This window comes from Neoluteolibacter marinus (genome assembly GCF_014904755.1).
In the GTDB taxonomy this organism is placed as follows: Bacteria; Verrucomicrobiota; Verrucomicrobiia; order Verrucomicrobiales; family Akkermansiaceae; genus Haloferula; species Haloferula marina.
In genome coordinates this window covers 1-21,078 of sequence record NZ_JACZFQ010000009.1, presented here as the reverse complement: position 1 = coordinate 21,078, position 21,078 = coordinate 1, and the positions used below count along the sequence as shown (strand labels likewise).

General features: G+C 64.6%; 14 protein-coding genes. 5 read left to right on the top strand and 9 right to left on the bottom strand.

Translation table 11 applies throughout. The annotated features are described in order from the left end of the window. Positions 1-4 precede the first annotated feature (4 nt). Positions 5-919: an ABC transporter ATP-binding protein gene (locus IG178_RS02225; RefSeq protein ID WP_193210868.1), complete on the bottom strand. Its 915-nt coding sequence runs from the start codon at positions 917-919 to the stop codon at positions 5-7. Then, entirely contained in the window at positions 916-1,290 is a 375-nt protein-coding gene (locus IG178_RS02220) for a GntR family transcriptional regulator (RefSeq protein WP_193210867.1), read from the bottom strand. The genes IG178_RS02225 and IG178_RS02220 overlap by 4 nt, the downstream gene beginning before the upstream one ends. 161 nt (positions 1,291-1,451) lie before the next feature. Between IG178_RS02220 and holA the strand changes: the two genes are divergently transcribed. Continuing rightward, entirely contained in the window at positions 1,452-2,555 is a 1,104-nt protein-coding gene (gene holA / locus IG178_RS02215) for a DNA polymerase III subunit delta (RefSeq protein WP_193210866.1), read from the top strand. 81 nt (positions 2,556-2,636) lie between these two features. Here the strand turns inward: holA and gloA2 are convergent, their stop codons facing one another. From gloA2 to IG178_RS02195, 4 genes are all read right to left on the bottom strand, one after another. Then, positions 2,637-3,041: an SMU1112c/YaeR family gloxylase I-like metalloprotein gene (gene gloA2, locus IG178_RS02210; RefSeq protein ID WP_193210865.1), complete on the bottom strand. Its 405-nt coding sequence runs from the start codon at positions 3,039-3,041 to the stop codon at positions 2,637-2,639. Beyond that, positions 3,038-4,513, bottom strand: a complete 1,476-nt coding sequence (locus IG178_RS02205) for a hypothetical protein (protein WP_193210864.1) — start codon at positions 4,511-4,513, stop codon at positions 3,038-3,040. The genes gloA2 and IG178_RS02205 overlap by 4 nt, the downstream gene beginning before the upstream one ends. A gap of 162 nt (positions 4,514-4,675) precedes the next feature. Beyond that, positions 4,676-5,062 carry a hypothetical protein gene (locus IG178_RS02200; protein ID WP_193210863.1) on the bottom strand — a complete coding sequence of 129 codons (387 nt, stop codon included), beginning with the start codon at positions 5,060-5,062 and terminating at the stop codon, positions 4,676-4,678. 110 nt (positions 5,063-5,172) lie between these two features. Next, the gene (locus IG178_RS02195; protein WP_193210862.1) at positions 5,173-7,170 is read right to left on the bottom strand and encodes a hypothetical protein; all 1,998 of its coding nucleotides are present in this window, start codon (positions 7,168-7,170) and stop codon (positions 5,173-5,175) included. Between the two features lie 339 nt (positions 7,171-7,509). Between IG178_RS02195 and dnaE the strand changes: the two genes are divergently transcribed. Further along, complete coding sequence (gene dnaE / locus IG178_RS02190; RefSeq protein ID WP_193210861.1) at positions 7,510-10,977, top strand: DNA polymerase III subunit alpha; 3,468 nt, start codon at positions 7,510-7,512, stop codon at positions 10,975-10,977. A gap of 100 nt (positions 10,978-11,077) precedes the next feature. Here dnaE and IG178_RS02185 read toward each other — a convergent pair whose 3' ends face one another. Further along, on the bottom strand, positions 11,078-14,098 hold the full coding sequence (locus tag IG178_RS02185) for a DUF7133 domain-containing protein (protein ID WP_193210860.1): 3,021 nt from the start codon (positions 14,096-14,098) through the stop codon (positions 11,078-11,080). Positions 14,099-14,214: 116 nt separating this feature from the next. On the opposite strand from IG178_RS02185, the gene IG178_RS02180 reads away from it, so the two are divergent. The 3 genes from IG178_RS02180 to IG178_RS02170 are packed head-to-tail and all read left to right on the top strand — an operon-like array spanning position 14,215 to position 17,668. After that, positions 14,215-15,129, top strand: a complete 915-nt coding sequence (locus tag IG178_RS02180) for a sugar phosphate nucleotidyltransferase (protein ID WP_193210859.1) — start codon at positions 14,215-14,217, stop codon at positions 15,127-15,129. 48 nt (positions 15,130-15,177) lie between these two features. Further along, the gene (locus IG178_RS02175; RefSeq protein ID WP_193210858.1) at positions 15,178-16,404 is read left to right on the top strand and encodes a hypothetical protein; all 1,227 of its coding nucleotides are present in this window, start codon (positions 15,178-15,180) and stop codon (positions 16,402-16,404) included. Continuing rightward, positions 16,391-17,668 (top strand): hypothetical protein, encoded by a 1,278-nt coding sequence (locus IG178_RS02170; protein ID WP_193210857.1) that lies wholly within the window; start codon positions 16,391-16,393, stop codon positions 17,666-17,668. The genes IG178_RS02175 and IG178_RS02170 overlap by 14 nt, the downstream gene beginning before the upstream one ends. Before the next feature lie 37 nt (positions 17,669-17,705). Here IG178_RS02170 and IG178_RS02165 read toward each other — a convergent pair whose 3' ends face one another. Beyond that, positions 17,706-20,609: an FG-GAP repeat domain-containing protein gene (locus IG178_RS02165; protein ID WP_193210856.1), complete on the bottom strand. Its 2,904-nt coding sequence runs from the start codon at positions 20,607-20,609 to the stop codon at positions 17,706-17,708. After that, positions 20,606-21,004 carry a hypothetical protein gene (locus IG178_RS02160; protein ID WP_193210855.1) on the bottom strand — a complete coding sequence of 133 codons (399 nt, stop codon included), beginning with the start codon at positions 21,002-21,004 and terminating at the stop codon, positions 20,606-20,608. The genes IG178_RS02165 and IG178_RS02160 overlap by 4 nt, the downstream gene beginning before the upstream one ends. Positions 21,005-21,078: the final 74 nt, after the last annotated feature.

Here is a 21,078-nt window from a genome sequence, read left to right as displayed (position 1 = left end):
GCCGTCAGGGTTGGGTCGCCGCGAGCCGGCGGGCGGCGGTCAGGGTGATGAAGATTTCCCGCAGGGTGACCGGATGGATGTCGGGATCGGAACTTCCCGGAAACATACGGCGCACCGAATCCAGCAGCCGGGCTTGATCGTGGCGGGTGTCGGTGAATCGTAGGACCCTCCCCGCGGTGTCGGCACCGATCCACTCGGAGGGCAGCTCAGGCACGGAGCCGTAACCTTCCGGCAGTATCACTTCGACCCGGCGGTGCCTGGCCAGCAAGACGTCGGCACTTTCATCGAGTGTCACCTGGCCGTGATCGAGAAAGACAAAGTGATCCGCCAGCCGCGCCGTCTCCTCGAGGTCGTGGGACGAAATCACCACGGTGAAACCCTCGCCGTCCGCGAGTTCCAGCAGCCCCTGAATGAACTCGTCGCGCACGAGCGGATCGAGTCCGGAGAAGGGCTCGTCGAGCACCAGCAGCTCCGGCCGGTAGGCCAGCACCGAGGCGAGCGCCGCTTTCATCCGCTGGCCCCGTGAGAGCGCCCGCAGCCTGCGCTCGCCGGGCAGGGCGAAGCGCTTTCGCAGGGATTGCTCCAGCTCCGGGTCCCACGTCGGATAGAGCGGCCGGCACCACGCGAGGAAGCGGTCGACCGTCATCCACAGCGGCAGCTCCATGCCGTCCGCCACGTAGCCGATGCGCCGCAACTCGGACGGCCCGAGTTTGCGGGAGTCGGCCCCGAGCGTCCGCACCTCGCCCGACGACGGGCGCAGTAAGTTGAGCGCGATCTTCAGCGCGGTCGACTTACCGGCGCCGTTCGGGCCCAGCAGCGCCGCCACGGATCCCGCCGGCACCCGGAAAGACGCGTTGTGAAGGGCGACATTGCGCAGGAAGCGCCGGTTCACCTGGTTGAATTCGAGGGCGATGCTCATGGTTGTTCGAGGTTGCGTCGGAGGGCTTCGAGGGTTTCCCCGGCGCTGAGCCCGAGCAGCGACGCCTGCCGGATCAGATCGCGGCAGGCGGGGGAAAGTTGGTCGATCAACTGGTCGCGCGTTGCACCGGCAGGCTTCGTCACCACCATCCCGGCGCCAGGCCGGGAGGCGAGGAATCCGGCGTCCCGCAGTTCCAGCACCGCCTTGTGCGCGGTGGTCGGCGAGATCTTCAGCGCCTGCGCCAGTACCCGCACCGACGGGAACTTCTCACCCACACCCAGCTCGCCGGTCAAAACCGCCCGCTGGACGGATTTCACGAGCTGGTCGGAAACCGGCAGGCCATCGAGAAGTTGGAATCGGAAGGGAAGCACGATCGTTTCGACTGTAACATTACGATTGTTACAGTTAGGAGCCGGATGCAAGCCCCTTTTTGCGATCGGAAATCCCCGGCACGCCCGCGGACCTGCCCAACCCGCCCCGGGTCCGGCTCCTGAAGCTTGCCGCTCCCCCACCCCGTCGTTACACCTCGCCCGTGGCCGCCACCCCGAACATCCATGCCATCGTCGGCAGTGACGACGGACGCGTGAAAGAAGAAGCCCTGCGGCTGCACCGCGAGCTCACCGGCGGCAATGACGACGGCTTCACCCACGAGACCATCGACGGCACCGCCGACAATTCCGAAGGTGCCTTCCAGATCTGCCGCTCGGTGGTCGAGGCCCTGCAGACGATGCCCTTCTTCGGCGGCGAAAAGGTCGTCTGGCTGAAGAACGCCAGCTTCCTGCTCGACGACGTCACCGGCCGCTCCGAGCGCACCCTGTCGGGCGTCGAATCACTCACCGACTGCCTGAAGGCCGGCCTCGGCAACGGCGTGGTTTTCCTCCTCAGCGCCACCGGCATCGACAAGCGCCGCGCCTTCTGGAAGTTCCTCGACAAGAACGCCAGCGTGAAGGTCTACGACAAGATCGACACCTCGCGCGACGGCTGGCAGGAGGAGGTCGCCGGGCTGGTCCGCGGCCGGGCCAAGGACCTCGGCCTGCGCTTCGACGACGAGGCACTCGAGCTCTTCGTCATGCTCGCCGGCGAGGCGACCCGCCAGATCGGCAACGAGCTGGAAAAGATCGACCTCTACCTCGGCCCCGATCGCCGCGAGGTCACGCCCGACGACGTTCGCAAGATGGTCCCGCTCAGCCGCGCCGGGGTCGTGTTCGAGATCGGCAACGCCCTCCAGAACGGCCGCGCCTCGCGGGCCCTGGAACTGATCGACCAGCAGCTCGAGCGCGGCGAGAACGCGATCGGCCTGATGCGCGCCTCGATCATCCCGACCGTGCGCAACCTCTTCATGGCGAAGGTGCTTTCCAGCAAGAAGCTGCCCAGCCGCAATTACCGCGAATTCGCCGCCGCGCTGGATCGCCTGCCGGAGATCGAGCGGATGTGGCTGCCGCAGAAAAAGGCCGGCGGCGTCAACGTCTACCCCTTGTTCCTGTGCCTCGCCGGCGCCGCGAAGTTTTCCATGGAAGGCCTGCGCGGCGCGATGGCGTCCGCCCTCAAGGCCGACCGCTCGCTGGTCACCACCGGTCTCGACCACCGGCTGGTGCTGCACCGGCTGGTCGCCGAGATCACCGCCGCGGCGAGGTAGCGCAACGTTGCACGTTGCGACCGTGCCAAGCCGGCATCTTCAGCCGGCTTCGATCCCTCCACGGGAGACCGCCTCCCCCGTTCACAAAGAGCAACGTTGTGCGACTTCATAAAGCTCCAGCGGCAACCCGTCCGGATCGGCGAGAAAGGTGAAGCGCTTGCCGGTCCGTTCATCCACCCGCACCGGCTCCACCGCCACGCCCCGTCCGGTCAAAAAGCCCACCGCCTCATCCAGATCAGCCACCGCAAAGGCCAAGTGCCGCAACCCGCAAGCCTCTGGATACGACGCCCGCGGTGGCGCTCCGGGAAAGGAAAACAACTCGAGCTGCGTCCCGTCGGGCAAAGCCAGATCCAGCTTCCAAGAATCCCTCTCCTCCCGGTAAGTCTCCGCCACGACCTGCAGGCCGAGCACTCCGGTGTAAAACGCCTTCGACCGCTCGTAATCCGAGGCGATCACGGCAACGTGATGGATTCCGAGGCAATTCATGGTTCGATGACTTCCAAGAGTTCCTTCCTCATGATTTCGGCGGCTTCAAACTCATACCGGTTCAACGCAGGAATCCCGGGTTCGATTTTGGTCAGCGTGTTCCGTCCGGTCCAATAGCGCTCCAAGCCGTGCAGTGCCGGGACGGCCATCGCCAACATCAGCAACGCTGCCGCATGGGCAGGCAGCAGAACCCGGCAGCACGTGTGCCATCGAAGCGCCTCGCGACGCGGGCTGAGCATCATGGCCAGGGGAAGAATCAAATAATAGCTCAACCCGAGCACGACCAATACCGCCACCCCGGCCAGAAGCACGAGGTTCTCCGATTCGATCCGGATCCATTCACCGGCGATCAGCAAAAGCAGGGCCACTGCGATGCACGAGACTTCGGGCACGGTGCGCTTGTTCCACCCCATACAACCCAGCCGACGGGCCAAACGACGAGCGGCTAGCAGCAGGGGAAGGTTCAACAGCACTCCCACCACCAGACCTCCTCTCGTCACAATTCTCCCAAGGTTGAGGTCCGCTCCGAGGATCCAGATCAAGGATTGAACCAAAATCGGAAAAACCACCCCTCCCAGCAGGATCCATGCATGGTCCGATGGGCGGAGGACATTGACGAGGACTGCCGAAAGACGCCGGACCTGAACCCCGCGCGATGCTTTGAAAACCGTCTCCAAGAGGATCGCGAGAATCATCGCGGTTCCCACGACCACGGCGAGAATCCTCATGTAAAACGCGTGCATGGCCTTCCTCGCCGGTTGGAAATCCTCCCTCGTGAGCGGAGGAGGGCTCTCAATCATGCCCCTTGCCCAGAGGATTCCCTGGGCAACTTCCCAACCTTCGCGCCTCAGGCCAGCGTCCGCGGCCCATCGTTCCTGAACCTGATCCTTTCGTGACGCCAACGCCGCACTCAGCCGGAGAAATCGCACTTTCTCATCAGGGAGGTTCAAACTCCCCGCAACACTCGCCAACTCTGCCAACGCCCTTTGGGATCCCGAAAAAGGCCAGAAGAGCTCATAAGTTGAGGGGACGGATTCCCTGACTCTGCGGGTCAGAAATCTTTCCCAAGTTGCCGCAAGTTCCGCGAATCCGGCCTGATCGCCGGATGCCGCGAACTCCTGGGACCTTGCAACGACCATCCCGGCGATTTCCCGGTACATCCACCGCGAATTCTCAGGATCGCCCCGCAAGTAGGCTTCCGTGTATTCACGACCCAAAACATCTTCGCCCGGCGGTAGAACGCTCAGCCGTTGCAACAGCAGCTCGGTCTCATAGGACTCGAATTTTTCCATCCGGACACCCTCCTCAAAAAGTTTGATCGCCTCGGCAAATCTGGCGGGATCCTTGATCGTGTATTGCGGGCTTCCGCCTGCCATTTTCCGAGCCCTGTGGGGGAGATGGATTTCCTTCAGGATGTCACGGGTGATAAAGGCGGCTGCGTAGCAGCGGAACCAGCCGTTTCCCGGATCCAAGCGGTCCGCGGTCTCGAGAAAATCGGGCGGCAGTTTTCCCCTTTCGATGCAGGCCCGGGAGAACTCGGCAAAGTAGGCGGGATTGTCGGGATCGCTCTTCCAGAGCGCCTTGAAATTCTCAGGGCTCCAGGTGTTCGATGCATTGCCGAAGAGGAGAATCCGCTAGGCCGGTGAGAAGTCTCCCAAGATGCCCGCAACCCTGAGCCCGACATCGTCTTGAAATGGCAACCCTGGCAAGGCTGGACGATCGGATGACATGGAGAACAAAGCATAGCTCGCCAGACGGTAGTTCATGTAGTCCCTCGCCAAGGGGATCGAGACGAGGATCGTGACCACGGCCGTCACGGCATAGAGCACGGATTTCCATCTCCAGTTCGCGGCTTCCTTCCCTATATTCGCCGCCGCCTCGTCCAAGGAATCGCACCCGGCGGGCGGGCCCGCGGCCAGAATCGCTCCCCGCAACTCCTGCGCCGCCATCATTTCCAGTTCCGCATTGTCCCCAAGCGGGCGGACGGCGGCGGCAATGAAGCGTTCGGCGGATTCGGGCACTGCAAGCGATTGGCAGAAAACCATTGCCCTGCCAAGGATCCCGGAAAGGAGCGCCGGATTCATCCGGCTTGGACGGGCCGGCGCTCCCATACACAACGTGCAACGTTGTGCTACATCCCGAGCATCTCCCGCAGCTCCGCCCGCATCGCTTGCGCGACCTGGTACTCGTAACGGGTCCAGCCCGGTGATTCAGGGGTAATTTCCATCAAGCGGTCCTGCGCGAGCCAGTGCTTCTCCAATGCGTGATACACCGGCATCGAAGTCACCATGAGCAGCATCCCGGACACATAGGCCGGAACCAGAATGCGGGTCATCGTCAGGCGCCGCATGAGCTCTGCCTTCCGCCCGAAAACCGCCCGCATGCCGACCGCCAGCCAAGCGAGCATGAGGACTCCGAGCAAGACCGCCGCCGCCTTCGTCACCGACTCGCTGGCCTCGCCCGATTTGAAAGACATGCCGAACACCGGGATCGCCAGGGCGCCGCACACCACCGCGCCCCATCCGGCCCAAGATCGCGCTTTTCTGAAACCCAATGCATCTCCCCGCGCGCCAAGCCGCCAGCGTGCGATCAGCACCGGCATCACGATCATCAGCATGCCCATGGAACTGAACTGGCCGCCCGGCACCATGAAACCGCTGGCCGTCACGCTCCAGTCCCGTGCTCCGAAGGGTGTCAGCCGGTAAACCACCTGATAAAACGCAAACGGCAGCACGATCCCGCCGCCCATCACCCACAGCCAATCCGCGGGGCGAAATAGTGCCTCAAACCGCAGGGAAAGCCGGCGAACCAGCAGACTCGCCCGCATCCGGTAGAACGCCGCGGCGGAAGCCATGAGGCCGAGTACCAGCCAAATGAAACTCGAGAAGACACGCCCGAACAGTTCGTGATCCACCAGCCGACCCGGCCTGAGGTCCTCGTCAGTGATTATCGGGGCGCTCACGGATTGGTTCGCCACGGCCGGCAGGGCCAGCCCCGCGAAGATCCCTCCCTTCATTCGCAACGATCGGTCACCGTGACGGTCCCTTGCTTCCTTCTCCTGTGTGAGCTGCTCGTCCACGGCAGCCCACCGTGCTTGCACTTCCTCCAGCCCCAATTTCCCCGCAGCATCCGCCATGCGCTTGGCGTGGGCGTGGATGCACACCTTGAGAACCATCGGATCGACCAGCGAGCCGCTGTCCGCTTCCGACCACAGGCCAAGACAGGCCTCCCATTTCGCGGCGAGATCAACCAGGCCCTCCGCGTCTCCGTTTGCCGCCAAGGCCGCACACTCGGCGTCGACCACATCGACAATGGAGCGGAACCGGATGGTGTCCGCCGGTGATCCGGCCAGGTAGGCGATCGGCAGGATCTGGCTCACCAAGTCCGTCCGTTTGGGGAGCAGCGGGATCCGCTTGGCGATCAGGTCGTCCTGGTACGAATCGAAACGCGACTGCGACGCCGCCTTCGCCACCAATTCCAGCGCCTCGCGGTAGCGGTCTTCATCCACAAGCCGGGAACCGGGCAAGGCCCCGTTCTTCCGCTCCTTGCCGGTTAGCTTGAGCCTCGTCACCGCGTCCTTCCCGACTGCGGAAGCCGCCATCAGGGTGAACCAGGCGTTGTCAGGATCGAGCCGTTCCGCCGTTGCGAGGAAATCCGGCGGCAGTGAGTCGTGATCGATCCGATGAAGGATCGAATACTCAGCAAAGTAAGCGGGATTGTCCGGCGCGGCATCCCAGAGGACCTTCATCCGCTCCGACTTCAGGTGTTTGCTGGTATCGCCGAACAGCAGCAGGCAATCCTCCGCACTCATCCGGCGTGCGGGGAGGTCGCGGGTGTCCCCGGTGGTTCCCATTGCGATCTCGGAAAGCTTCCGTGCCACTACCGCTCCACGCCTGGCCACTTCGAGGGAAACCAGCGACATCACGAAAGTCACCGCGTAGAGCGCGATCTTCCAACCCGACCAGCGGACTCGGCCCGCACTCTCCAGCTGCCTGGCCGCCCTTTCCAAGGATTCCTCGTCGCCGGAGATCAACGCAGCCAGCTCATTCCGGGCGGCAATCTCCAGCTCCGCATTGTCCCCCAGCGGGCGGACAACGGCATCGATGAAGCGTTCGGCGGGATCAGGCACTGCAAGCGATTGGCAGAAAACCCTTGCCCTGCCAAGGATCCCGGAAGGGAGCGCCGGATTCATCCGGCTTGGACGGGCCGGCGCCATCGGCAAGAGCCGCCATCCCCTTGAGCCCTCCCGGCCGAAGCCGGGACTACATCCCACCTAGATCCGCATCCTGTGTTCGTCGTTCCGCCTGCAGGCGGGCTTGGACCGTTCAAAGCCCCAGGAATGAGACTTCCCCTGCCCTCCAAGCCGGATGAATCCGGCGCTCCCTCTTGAAGGTTCCCCCCGCTGACCCTATCAGCTCACCCGCCGTCTTGCCTCCCCCGCCGCGGCCGTCCACAGTCGCCGCGCCCGATGTCCGACTCCTTCGTCCACCTCCACCTCCACACCGAATTCTCCCTGCTCGACGGGATGGCGCGCACCAAGCAGGTCGCCGCCAAGGCCAAGGAAATGGGGATGCCGGCGGTGGCCATGACCGACCACGGCAACCTCTTCGGCGCCATCGAGTTCTACCAGAACTGCAACAAGGCCGGGGTGAAGCCGATCCTCGGCTGCGAGATCTACCTCGCGCCCGGGAAAATGGAGGACAAGAAGGAGATTCCCGGCCGCAAGCGGTCCTGCCACATGACCCTGCTGGCCGAGACCGACGAGGGCTGGTCGAACCTCCAGAAGCTGGTCTCGCTCGGCCACCTCGAGGGCTCCTACTACGGCAAGCCGCGGGTCGACCGCGACGCCCTGCGGCGCTTCGCCAAGGGCATCATCTGCCTGACCGGCTGCATCTCCGGCCCTGTCAACGAATGGCTGCTGCTCGGCGACGAGGCCAAGGCCCGCGAGACGATGGCCGAGCTGGTCGACATCTATGGCAAGGAGAACGTCTACGTCGAGATCCACGACCACGGCCTCGAGCCGCAGCGCAAGGTCACCCCCGGCCTGCTCAAGCTGGCCGCCGAGTTCGGCCTCAAGCCGGTCGCCGCCAATGACGTCCATTTCCTCAACCGCGACGACCACGAGGCGCACGACGTGATGATCTGCATCGGCACCGGCCGCCTGCTGCTCGACGAGAACCGCATGCGCTACACCCCGGAGGTCCACTTCAAGTCGCCGGAGGAAATGCGCAAGCTGTTCGCCGAGGTGCCCGGCGCCTGCGACGCCACCCTCGAGATCGCGGAGCGCTGCAACGTCACCCTCAAGCTCGACTCGACCAGCTCGGAGAAGTACCCGCAATTCGAGTCGCCCGACGGCTCGCCGCGCGAGGAATACCTGATGCGCGTCTGCCAGGAGGGCCTGGTGAAACGCTACGGCGAGGAGAAGGCCGCCCGCCCGGAGATCCAGGAGCGGCTGAAGTACGAGGTCGGCATCATCAACCAGCTCGGGTTCGCGTCGTACTTCCTGATCACCGCCGACTTCATCCAGTGGGCGCGCGACCATGACATCCCGGTCGGCCCCGGCCGCGGATCGGCGGCCGGCTCGCTGGTCGCCTACGTGATGGGCATCACCAACATCTGCCCGCTGCAGTTCGGCCTGCTCTTCGAACGTTTCCTCAACCCCGAGCGCGTCAGCCCTCCCGACGTCGACATCGACTTCTGCCAGAGCCGCCGGCCGGAGGTCATCGACTACGTCCGCCACAAGTACGGCGAGCGTAGTGTTTCCCACATCATCACCTACGGCACCCTCGGCGCGAAGAGCGTGCTGCGCGACGTCGCCCGCGTGATGGGTGTCAGCTACGGCGAGGCCGACCGCATCGCCAAGATGATCGAGGCCAAGCCGGGCGTGACCCTGAAGGGCGAGTTCGACCTCAAGCCCGAGCTGCGCGAGCTGATCGAGAGTTCCTCGACCTACCAGGAACTCTGGGACTACGCGCTCAAGCTGGAGGGACTGACCCGCAACGTCGGCATCCACGCCGCCGGGGTGGTGATCGGCGACCGCTCGCTCGACGAGCACGTCCCGCTGACCCGCGGCAACGAAGGCGAAGTCGTCACCCAGTACGACATGGGCGCCATCACCGAGGTCGGCCTGCTCAAGATGGACTTCCTCGGCCTGAAGAACCTCACGGTCATCCAGGACGCGGTGAACCACATCCGCCAGCACACCCCGGACTTCGACATCGAGGCGGTACCGCTGGTCGACCAGCCGACCTTCGACATCCTCAACCGCGGCGAGACGATGGGCGTGTTCCAGCTGGAATCCGGCGGCATGGTCGAGACCTGCAAGAAGTACCAGATCGAGAAGATCGACGACATCATCGACCTTCTCGCCCTCTACCGCCCGGGCGCCATGCAGTTCATCGACCAGATGATCGAGGTGAAGAAGGGCAAGAAGCGGGCCTTCTTCGAGCACCCGCTGCTGGAGGAGGTCTGCGGCAACACCTACGGGGTGATGATCTACCAGGAGCAGGTGCAGAACGCCGCCAAGCTCCTGGCCGGCTACACGCTCGGCGGCGCCGACCTGCTGCGCCGCGCGATGGGCAAGAAGGACCCTGCGAAGATGGCGCAGGAGCGCACCAAGTTCGTCGAGGGTGCGGCGCGGGTGAACAACATCAACGAGAAGATGGCCAACGCGATCTTCGAGAAGATCGAGATGTTCGCCGGCTACGGTTTCAACAAGTCGCACTCCGCCTGCTACGGCCACATTTCCTACTGGACCGCCTACCTGAAGGCGAACTTCCCGGTCGAGTTCATGGCCGGCCTGCTCTCGAACGAAATCAACAACACCGACAAGATCGGCGTCTTCGTCGCGGAGTGCTCGCGGATGAACATCGAGATCCTGCCGCCCGACCTCAACCAGTCGAAGTTGCGCTTCGCCCCGGAGCAACTGCCCTCCGGTGCCTTCGCCGTCCGCTACGGCCTGGCCGCGATCAAGAACGTCGGCGAGGGCGCGATGGCCCAGGCGATCGCCGAGCGCGAGAAGAACGGGCCCTTCGTCTCACTGGAGGATTTCTCCAACCGCCTCGACTCAAAGGCGGTCAACAAGCGGATCCTCGAGAACCTGGTGAAGGCCGGCGCGCTCGACTGGACCGGCGAGAGCCGGGCCTCGATGTTCCACCGCCTCGAGCAGGTCGTGGCCAGCGCCTCATCCGCCCAGCGCGACCGCGCCTCCGGCCAGGTCTCGCTCTTTGACAGCATGGAATTCGTCGCCACCGCCCCGGTGAACGCCGCCACCGCGGTCGAGATCGAGGAATGGTCCAAGGACGAACGCCTGGCGCAGGAGAAGGAGTTGCTGGGCTTCTACGTCACCGGCCATCCGCTCGACAAGTTCCGCGGCGTGCTGGATTCCGACAAGTACCTGAAGCTCGGCCTGCTCGACGAGATCGACGCCTCGAACCCGCGAGACCGTTTCCCCTTCGCCGGGATGATCCGCAGCATCGACGCCAAGATGAGCAAGAACGGCAAGCCTTTCGGCATCGTCGTCATCGAGGACTTCACCGGTTCGCGCGAGGTCATGTTGTGGGACGAGACCTTCACCGGCGCGCGCGACAAGGAGATCCTCAAGCCCGGCAACGTCATCCGCTTCAAGGCCTCGATCAAGGTCGACGACCGCACCGACTCGCGGCGCATGATGGGCTCCGAAGTCGCCGAACTGAAGTCCCGCGGCGGTGGCGCCACGGTCAAGGGTGCCATCGAGCTGACCCTGTGGACCGCCCGCCATTCCAAGGACGACCTCGCCGAGATCCGCGACGTGCTGAGCGCGAACCCCGGCAAGGTCCCGGTGTTCCTCCATTTCCAGAACAGCGCCGGCAAGCGTGCGACGCTGGAACTGGGCGAAAGCTACCGGGTCCGCCGCGGCGAGAAGCTCGAGAAGGCCCTCGGCCGCTGGATGGACTGATTCACCCGTTGCGGAACGCCTGCAGCGTTCCATTCGGGTTACTCCGAACTCCGGCGGCATCGTCACCGCCGGAGGATCGCGGTAGTTCCGACCGCTACGCTCAGCCCCCGGTCGCCTTCAGCGAGGTCAGGTACTCGATCAGCGAGGTGAAGTCCTCGACCGTCAGCCCGGCGGCGAGACCCGGCGGCATCATCGAGTTCGGCAAGTGGGTCTCTTCCTTGACGTCGGACCGTTTGACCTTGCTGGCCTGGCCGGCGATGTCGCGGATCTCGATCACCCCATCGGCCTCGCCGGTGACGAAGCCCATCTTCGAGGTGCCGTCGTTCAACTGGAGCAGCGAGGTCTGGAAGCCCTGGGCGACCACCTTGTTCGGATCGAGCACCGACTCGATCAGGTAGTCGCGGGTGAACTTGGCACCGGCCGCACCAAGGTAGGGGCCCTTCTGCTCGGCCTTCGGGTCCACGGCATGGCAGGCGATGCAACCCTGCGAGGTGTACAAGCGCTTGCCGGTCTCCACGTCACCGGTCGCCTTCATGGCGCTGGCCATCACCTCCGCCACCGGCAGTTCGGCCACTTTCTTGCCCGCCGCACCGGCGGATGCAACGGCTTCCTTCGCGGCCTTGGCGGCATTGATCAGCTCGGAGTTGTCAAAGGACATGCCGGCCTCGATCTGTTGGTCGAAGCCGCTCAGCTTGAGATCGGCGACGGCCTGGAAGAAGCCGACCTCGCGGGGGTTCTCATCCACCATCTTGCGGACACTGGCCTTCCACGGCTCCTTGGCCAAGGGACTGTTGAGCACGGTGAGCAGGGCCTTCCAGGCAATCCGGCTGACGGCGTTGCTCTGTTTGGCAGCAAGCTCGCGGAGTTGCTTCACTTCGGTCCCGCGGCCGGTCTCATTGACGAAGTCGTCGATGTGCTCGGCGACCTCGGCCGGCGCGTTCTTTTCCTCCGACCACACGGCGAGGACCGCGAGCCGGTACGGCATCGACGACTTGCCCTTGAAGCGGGACAAGGCCTTGTAGCAATCGTAGCGCTGGCCGAAGGGGCGCTTCGAGTCCTTGGCAGCATCCAGCAGGACGGTCAGCTGCTGGCGGTCGACCTCCGGCGAACCGAGGGCGGCAAGGACCGGGTCGAGGTTGGCCAACTTGAGTTCGGAAACCGGGATCCGGTTCTTGGCAAGGATCTCAAGGAAGGCCGTCTGGCGGTCCGGCGCGATCATGCCAAAGCCTTTCTCCAGCGCCTTCTTGATCTTGTCGCTGCCTTCCCAGGCGACCGGCTCGTAATAGGGCCCGCGGTCGTCCGGCCGGGTGTTCCACCACGCCTTCAGGTCCCACGGTTTTTCCTGGAAATGCAGGCGGGCAAGGGCGCCGAGGACGTCGAAGCGAAGCTCGAGGTCCGAAGACTTGCCGAACAGGGCGAGCAGCCCGTTGACCGATTCCATCGTGTGAATCCGCTCCAGGGCGCGCAGGGCGAGGGTGCGGTTGGCGGTGTCGGTGACGGCATCGAGGCAGGCGGAAACATTGCCGAGTGAAGCCAGGGTCTGCATCGCGGTGTGCTGGAGCCGCGGCGAGGCGCCGGCCTCGCGCCAGTCACCGGTCGCCGCGAAGATCTCCGTGGCCGCTTCCTTCGCCTTCAGGCGCTCGATCCCGACCAGTGCCTGGAGCACGACCCGCGGGTTCTTGTCCTTCAGCGCGCCGGTGTAGGCCTGCAGCGGCACGCCGTCGAGTTCGCTGCGCAAATCGGTCATCGCGCGCAGGGCCTGCTCGCGGATCACGTCGTCACCCGCCAGTTCGGCGAGGTGGCGGGTGCTCTCCTTGCCGTAGAGCTGCTTGAAGGTGAAAACCGCGGCGGTCCGCACGGCAACCGGCTGTTTCGCATCCTTTGCGAGGGCGAACACGCCTTCGGCGAAAACCGGCTTCTGGCCGCGCTTGAGGATCTCGCGCTGCGTTTCGAGCCGCTGGACGGCGCTGGCAGAGGCGAGCAATTTCACCAGCTCCGCATCGCCGGCCTTGGTGACATCGGCGTACTTCGCCGGAGTGCCGCCCGGGTAGATCACCTGTTGGATCATGCCGACCGGCTTGCCGGGTCCGGCGAAATTGAAGCCGCCGTCGCGCCAGTCGGCGAGGTAGAGGCGGGAGTTGCCGTCGACGTCGATGTCGATCGCCCGCGGCAGTTTCTGGAAGGTCTTCTGTTCGATCTCGAAGCTCGCCCCGGCGCGTTTCCACGGATGGTAGTGGACGTTGCCGGTGGTCCAGTCGCAGGAGAACAAGGCGTCGGTGAATTCCGCCGGGAATCCGGGTTCGCTCAGCCACAGGGCTCCGGTGCCGGAACCACCGCCATAGTCGGCCAGCGGCACGATCGCCTCGTCGGCGAAGTGCTGGTAAAGCCGCGGGTAGCCGTGGTCACCGAGCGAGGTGTAGTGGTGGAAGCGGGTGTTCCAGCCCTTGCCGTCGTTGGTGTTGTCGCGGCTGAACAGGTCGAGTTCCGGCGAGATCGCGGTGTCGCAGATGTTGCGGACCATCACCGCATACGGTTCGACCTGCGATCCATCCGGACGCACCCGCAGCACCCCGCCACCGTAGAGGGTGTAGGTCGATCCGTCGGTTCCTTTGGCCGGATTGGCACCGAAGTCGCCGACCGAGATGTAGAGCCAGCCGTCGATCCCCATCCGCACGCCGTTGGTCGTGTGGTCGGCCCCGCGCGGGTGCTCGATGCCGCCGCCCAACCCGGTGACGAGCACCTTTTTCTCGTCCGCCACGCCATCGCCATCGGTGTCGCGGAAGCTGCTGAGGTAGGGCGGATGGATCAAATAAAGCGTGTCGCCGACGAAGTGCCCGCCGCGAGGGCTGTCGACATCCGGCACGAAGTCGAGGAAATCGTCGGCCTTGCCATCGCCGTCGGTGTCGCGGCAGCGGATGATTCTTCCCATGTGCTTGCCGTGGCCCAGTGAGCCGTTGCGGTCGGAGGAAACGTAGACATCGCCGTTGGCGGCGGCGGAGACGGCGGTGGGATACTCGGCATTCGGCGGACCCGCGAATTCACGGATCACAAAGCCCTCGGGAAGCGCGAGGGCGCTGCCGGTCACGGCCAGGGGAATCAAAAACAGGTGGGCGGATTGCATCGGGGCTCGGGATACGGGTATATGGCGCGTTTTTCTCAACGATTAGTGTGTGATTCCGCGAATCTCACCACCGGAAATGCCTTGTCGCAAGGAAGCATCGGCGGCAAACGGGTTTGGTGATTTGCAAGGCCTTCCTCCCCGGCGCCGGGCTCGGCACGCGGCTGCGACCGCTGACCGACCTGCGGCCGAAACCGCTCGTTCCCCTGTTCCACCTGCCCTTGATCGAGTGGGCGATGGAGTCGTGCCGCGCCGCCGGAATCACCGCATTCGCGATCAACAAGCATCACCTGCCGGAGTGTTGGGTCACGGGAGACGGGGCGTGGGAAATCGACGGCGACGGCCTCCCCGGAGGCAACGGCCTCGCGTCGAGGCAATGCACTTGGAACGGGCTTCCGCTGCATCTTTTCCCCGAACCCGAGCTACTCGAAACCGGCGGCGGGGTGAAGAACATCGAGGCCTGGATTGGCGGCGACAGCGTGCTCGTCCACAACGGCGACATCTTCTCGACCCTGCCCCTCGACCGGCTGATCGCGGCCCACGCGGCATCGGATTGCCCCGTGACCCTCGCCCTGCGCAGCGACGGGGAGGCCCGGCACATCGCGCTCGAGGGCGATCGTGCGGTGGACATCCGCAACATGCTCGGGCGGGCCGAAGGCAGCCATCAGTTCACCGGCATCTACTGCTTCGACGCCGAACTGCTCGACCTGATTCCCGCCGGACAGAAGATTTCGGTGATCCCGGCCTTCCTCGAACTCGCCAGGCAAGGGCGGCTCGGTGCCATCGTCCTCGATGACGGTGATTGGCGCGACCTCGGCGATCCCGTGGCCTATCTCGCCGCCCACCGCGAGCTCGACCTTGCCCCGAAGATTCACCCCGCCGCGATCATCGACCCGACGGCGATCATCGAAGCCAGCGTCATCGGCCCCGGAGCCGAAGTCGGCGCCGGCGCGGTGGTGAAAGACTCCGTCGTCTGGCCCGGAGGAAAGGTCGGCGCCGGCGAGCAGCTCGTGTCGCGGATCGTGACGGCATGAAGTGATCCATTGACCGCGACCGGGGGCCTGATAGGTCATGTGACTCACGTGATAAGTCGCAACTTCATCCGGCGGAGATTCCGCCTTCTTCTCCTGGCGGTGCTGGGTGTCGCGGTGGCGACCTGGTCGGGATACCGCGCCGAACGCCGGGTCCGGGACGGAGCGGGAGCTCCGGCTGTCAGCGTGAAGCGCATGGTGAAACGTCTCGTCACGCCGGCCGCGAAGCGTGCCGGCACCGACCGGCTGGAGGAGCTGCGGCAGGCGATCGGGCGGAACTTCCCCTCCCGCCGGGAGACCGCCGCGCTGTGGTCGGTGGTGCGCGGTTTTTCGGTTGAGGAAGTGAAAGTCGCGCTCGACGCCCTGCCGGCGGAGGCCGGTCGGACGGTCAACGGGGAGATCGCCGGCATGCTCTACTACCGCTGGGCACAGCTCGACCCGGAGGCCGCGGCCACGGCGGCCGCGGCCCGAGGAAATGACGCGTATCAGGAAGTCAGCGCGGTGATTTCCGCCTGGTCGCAGTCGGATCTGGACGCCGCCATCCGTTGGGCGAAGGACAGCGGGTCCTATCTTGCCAGGAACAGCGTCGTGTGGCCCGCCGCCCGCAGGTGGGTGGCCGAGGACCCTGCCACCGCCGTGTCCCGGGCCCGGGCGGAACTTCCAGAGTCGGTGTCGATCGTTCTCCGTGAACTGTTCGCGGCGCTACCGGCCAAACCGGACTCCAGACCGGAAATCCTCGCCATCCTCAGGGACGAGATTCCGGAGGATTCCCGGGAGAGATACTTTAATTCGTTCACCATGCAGGCTTACTCGCTCGGTTATGCCCAAATGGATGACATTGCCGCCGACATGGCGGACGCCGGTTGGCCGGAGGAATCGGTGCTGAAATTCCGCGAAGCCAACAAGCGCTTCCAGCCGATGGAATGGCCTCCGCCGGTCTTGGACAGTCCGCGCCCGGAAACCCGGCCGGAAGATCGCGAGGCGGCGTACCGGAGGTGGGCGGTCAACCAGCCGGAGCAAGCGATCGAGTGGTCGGAAGCGCGGGGCGAATCCGGTTTGGTCTCCCGGACCGTCGAGGTATTCGCCGACAATCTTCTCGCGTCCAACTGGTCCCCCGGCCGGGACGATAACGGCCGGACGCTGGATGCGGTGCGGAAGCAATTCGCCGTCTGGCAGCGTCTGGACGCCGCCGCGGCTGGTGCCTGGCTGGCCGCCATGCCCGGCGAACTCAGGAATCAGGTCATCAACCCCGCCCCGGAAGACCATGCCACGCGCTAAGACGGTTTTTCTATCCTCCCTCTCCCTGGCATTGCTGGCGGGGCTTTGTTGGACAGGCCGGGAAGCCGGCAAACGCATGGCCCGCGCCGGTTGGTTCCAGAAGGAGGCGGCCGTGCGGAAGACGATCATCGCCCCGCCGGAGCAGGCCAGCCGCAAGTCCAACGACCCGCAGGCGGCGGCGAAAGCGTTGCGGCGCTTGAAGTTCCTGAGCGAGGGCTCTGCCAATCTGGATGCGGACTGGGAGGCGCGGGCCGAGATCCTCGCGATCCTCGAGAGTCTATCGGCCACGGAACTCGCGGAGATTTACGCCGCCATGGAAGAGGGACTACTGTTCCAGTCGGCATCCATTCAATATCCCCTCTCCTTCGAAGTCCTGGCGGCGTGGATGAGGCTGGACCCCGCCGCGGCGCTGACGGCCGGAGCACGGGATCCAAGACTCATCGCGCACAACGCATTCGTATCGTGGTCGATGGAGGATCCCGCCGGCGCGTTCGATTGGCTGGACAGCGGGGACTTCCCCGCCGGGCTGGCGGACGAGATGAACGCTCTCAAAAAGGACGAACTCAGGGCTGGAGCCTTGCACGCGATGCTCGGCCGCGATTTCGACCGGGCAACCGCAGAATTCCTGAAACTGGAGCCCGGCGGAGATGACTGGAACGGCCGCGATGGCGTTATCCGCCGTTGGGCCACCCGTTCCCTTTTTGATCCGGCGCAGCGCGAGCGGCTGGTCGCATTCGCGAAAAGCACCGGCCGGCCGGAGGACCACGCCGCGATGAACGACGCGCTGTTTCGCCACTGGCCGCAGGAAGACGCGCTGGGGTTGCTCACCTACCTCCAGGACCTGCGCGAATATCAGGAAAGCGCTGACATTCCCGCGGAGAAGCGCCCCGAAATGGATGCCACCGCCGTGGGTGCCGCGATCTACCGCGAATACGACCGCCCGGCGCTCGAGTGGTGGATGGAGCGCTATGCCGACAGCCCCGATGTCCCCGGCCCGCTGCAGGATTCGCTGGCAGCGTGGCAGCAGAAGTATCCGGATAAGGTCGCCCAATGGTTCGCCGAGCAGCCCCCATCCCTCCAACGCGACGCCCTGCAGGCCTCGCTGGTGCCGTCCTTCATCGCGACCGGAAAATGGGAGGACGCCGCGCGGGTGATCGGTGACATCGCCGACCCCATGATCCGTCAGTCGGCCATCGAACGTCTCGACTACGTCTGGTCCCGCAAGGCTCCCGACGCCGCCGCGGCTTGGCGGGAGGGAAGGTGATTGTGCCCCGGGACCCGCAGATTCACCTGACAAGGCATCAAGGATCCGCCGGCGGCGAGACCTCAACGTCGAAGAACTCCCTGTCCAAGGACGGCGTGACCGGAAGGCGAACCCTTTCGTAGCCGCCGGCCGACGCCTCCATTTCAATGGGTGGCATCCACGGGTTCCACTCCAAGAGATCGATGCTCCTGCGGGTCGGATAGGAAAGCCCGAACGACGCGGCATCGGTGCGGCGTTGAAAGGTGAAAACGAATCCACCGGGGGACCTTTCCATCCGCGGTCGGCCGGGATGTCCGGGGTCGGGCACCGCGGGATCCGAGCCAAAGGCGAATTCATCCCAGTTCGGGCTACCATCGAGATCCCAATCGGCCACGGGCGACGCAGAGTTTCCACGAAGTCCCCGCCCGTCCATCCACGCGGTGAAGGCCGCGGGCTCGGGGGTCCGGCTGATGCGGATCCATTCCAACCTTGGATCGGGCCCCGATGCGACGACGAGATCCGGGGTTCCATCGCCGTCCATGTCACCGAGCAGCCTCTGCCTTCTCGTCCCCCATTCGGCCGGCACAATCGGGCTCCCCGCGGGAAAGGGCTGCTGCCGTGAGAAGTCGCCGTCGCCCCGGTTCTCCCACCAGACCAGATCTCGATGACTGCTGATTCCGCCCGGTGACCCGGCGATCAAATAGTCGGCATCCCCGTCCGCATCCAGATCGGCGAAATTCCCGTCCCAGTAATTGAAATAGGCTCCCGGGACCGGAAGCGGATCGAACGTGACGCCGCTGCGGGCGAGCAGGATCTGCTCGTCCACGAGCAGATCCGGATGCCCGTCCCCGTCGAGATCCGGGGTGATTTGGAGACCGAAATACGGGAGTTTGCGAATCGCTGAGATCACGCCGCTGCCGTCGTTTTCCGCCCAGTAAGACGAATACGTTCCGAACAGATTGCCCGCGAGCAGCAGATCGGGGTCGCCGTCCCAATCGAGATCGATCAACGGCGCTCCCGTCGTCAGCCGATTGCCCAGAGGGCCGAAGGACAGGCTCGATTGATTGGTCACGGCAACCGGAGCCGCGAAGGTGTCTCCACCGCCCCGCCGGTATCTCAAGCCTTGGGATCCCACGAAACGGACGAAAGACTCGTACAGGACATCCTTGGTCCCGTCCCGGTCCCAGTCCACATGGCTTGCCAGGGCCAGCCCATCCGCGGGTTCAGACCAAAGCGGCAGAAAATGAAATCCGCCCGTGCCGTCTTGCAACATCCACTCGAAGCGGAGCGTGCCCTCGTAGCGGCTGTGGCCGCTGAATTCGAATGTCTGCACCAGGAAATCGGCTTTTCCCGGCTGGCATTGGACCAGGAATTCGTGTCCCTCCGGCGGAAATATCAGGAACTCGCCTTCCAGATCCACGGTCGCGACCACATCGATCGCGTCGCGATGGAGTGGTATCGGAACCCGCTCGAAATCCCCCGGCCCTCCCGTGTTCCTGAGCAATTCGATCCGGTCCGTGGGTCCGAAGGCCAGCCCAGCCGAACCCACCAGCAAGTCCGTGTCACCGTCCCCGTCGATGTCCGCCACGGAAAGTATCTTCGGATCGTAGGGGCTCCGGGTGATCTCGTTTCGAAGTTCGGAGAAGCCGGCCGCCGTGCCCGCGTGCCAGACCACGAGGTCGGGCGAGGAAAGGAACACGGCAGGAGCCCGAGGAACCGGCAGGAAGAGATCGGGAAACCCATCGCCGTTCATTTCCTCCACCGCCACCTGCGAGGTATCGGCATATCCCTCGATCTCCACGATTTCCACGAGCGTGACCGTCGCGCCGGATCGCGTCACCTCGTGTAGTTTCGTCACCGGATCCACGGGGGATTCGGCCGAACCGAAAGTGATCGATGCAATGAAGAGCCGGCCCGTGGCGGGTTCGCAACGCAGCGAGTGCCAGTTGACCTCACCCTCGCCAGTCCCGTTCGCCAAGGGCAGACTCGCGACTTCGGTCAACGTGGCGTCGGTCCCCGCCTCGAAAAACCGCAGCGTCGAGATGGGCTCATCGTCCACCACGTCCTCCTCGACGATCACGATTTCCGGCGGCGCAGCGTCCGACGGGTGAACACAAAACCATCGGACGAGGGGAAATCCATCAACCGACCCGGTCGGCAGCAGGGTCTCAGGTTCGGCAAAGCCGCCGGCCCCAAGATTGCGAATCCGGAGCAATTTGCCATCCGTGTAGATACTCTCGACCAGCAAGTCGGACACCCCGTCGCCGCCGAAGTCCGCCAGAGACACCTCACTCCGGGCACTCCATCGTTCGCCCCACTCGTCCTCCGGAAGCGGAACCGGTGGAGTGGTGAAGGCACCGCTTGGATCGGCCGTCATCACCCGGACCGGGCTGAGGATATCCGGCCGGTAATTCCCGTCGATGTCGGCGATCAGCGTTTCGCCAAAGCTCCAGTAGGCCTCGGACTCGAAAACCACCACCGGATCCTCGAACAAGCCGCTCCCGTCGTTGCGGGCCACCAGATAGCGCCTCAAGACCGAGCCCGTCTCGTCGTCGTAGGTATCCTGCGGCTGGTGCTGGATCCAGACGTCCAGCAAGCCATCCAGATCCCAATCGACCAACCCGACGACCTCCCAATCCGGTCCACCCCAGGTCCACTCGCGACGATCGGAAAAACTCCCCGCACCGTCGTTTTCCCACCACAGGACCCGGACGCCAAGCCGCTCGGCCACCAGCGAATCAAGATCGCCGTCGTCGTCCACGTCGGTGGCCACGGCGAATCCAATCCCGTTCGTGATGCTTTCACCGATCTCCTTTGACGGCCCGAACACCACCTGGGCCCCCGATACCTGGATCGCCACGGCGGCGGAAATCGCGTTCGCGACCCGTTGCCAATTCATGCAGGAAACCACCATGCGGGGATTCTTGTCGGGGCTGCCCGCCGCCCGACCAAGCCAATTCATCCCCGCCCCCCGTCTGTCTGAGGCAACGAGGATCCCGGCAGCAGCCACGCCCATGCCGACAGCATCAAGGTCACCGCCGCGGTGCAACCGATGATCAAGGCGGACCAGCAGACGATATCGAAACTCCCCGCGTATAGCATGGGATCGACTGAGCCGGAAAGGTGCATCGGCTGGTTCAACAGCAACACTCCCCAAATATACTTCAGCGGCGCGAGAATTCCCATGATCAGGGACAAAGACAGCCCGATCTTCGACGTCACGTGGCGGCTGTCGGGTCGTACCAGGAGCTTCCAAAACGCCACCATCCACGCGACTAGAAGGCCGTAGAAGACCAGCATTTCAGGACCATTCAACAGGGCGTGCGTGATGGTCGGACCGTGCAACAGGGGTCTCATTCAGCGATCCCGACAGATCCGGCCGTGATGGCAAGCTCCTTGAGGCAGGCTGCTCCCGGAGCCCCTGACCAAGG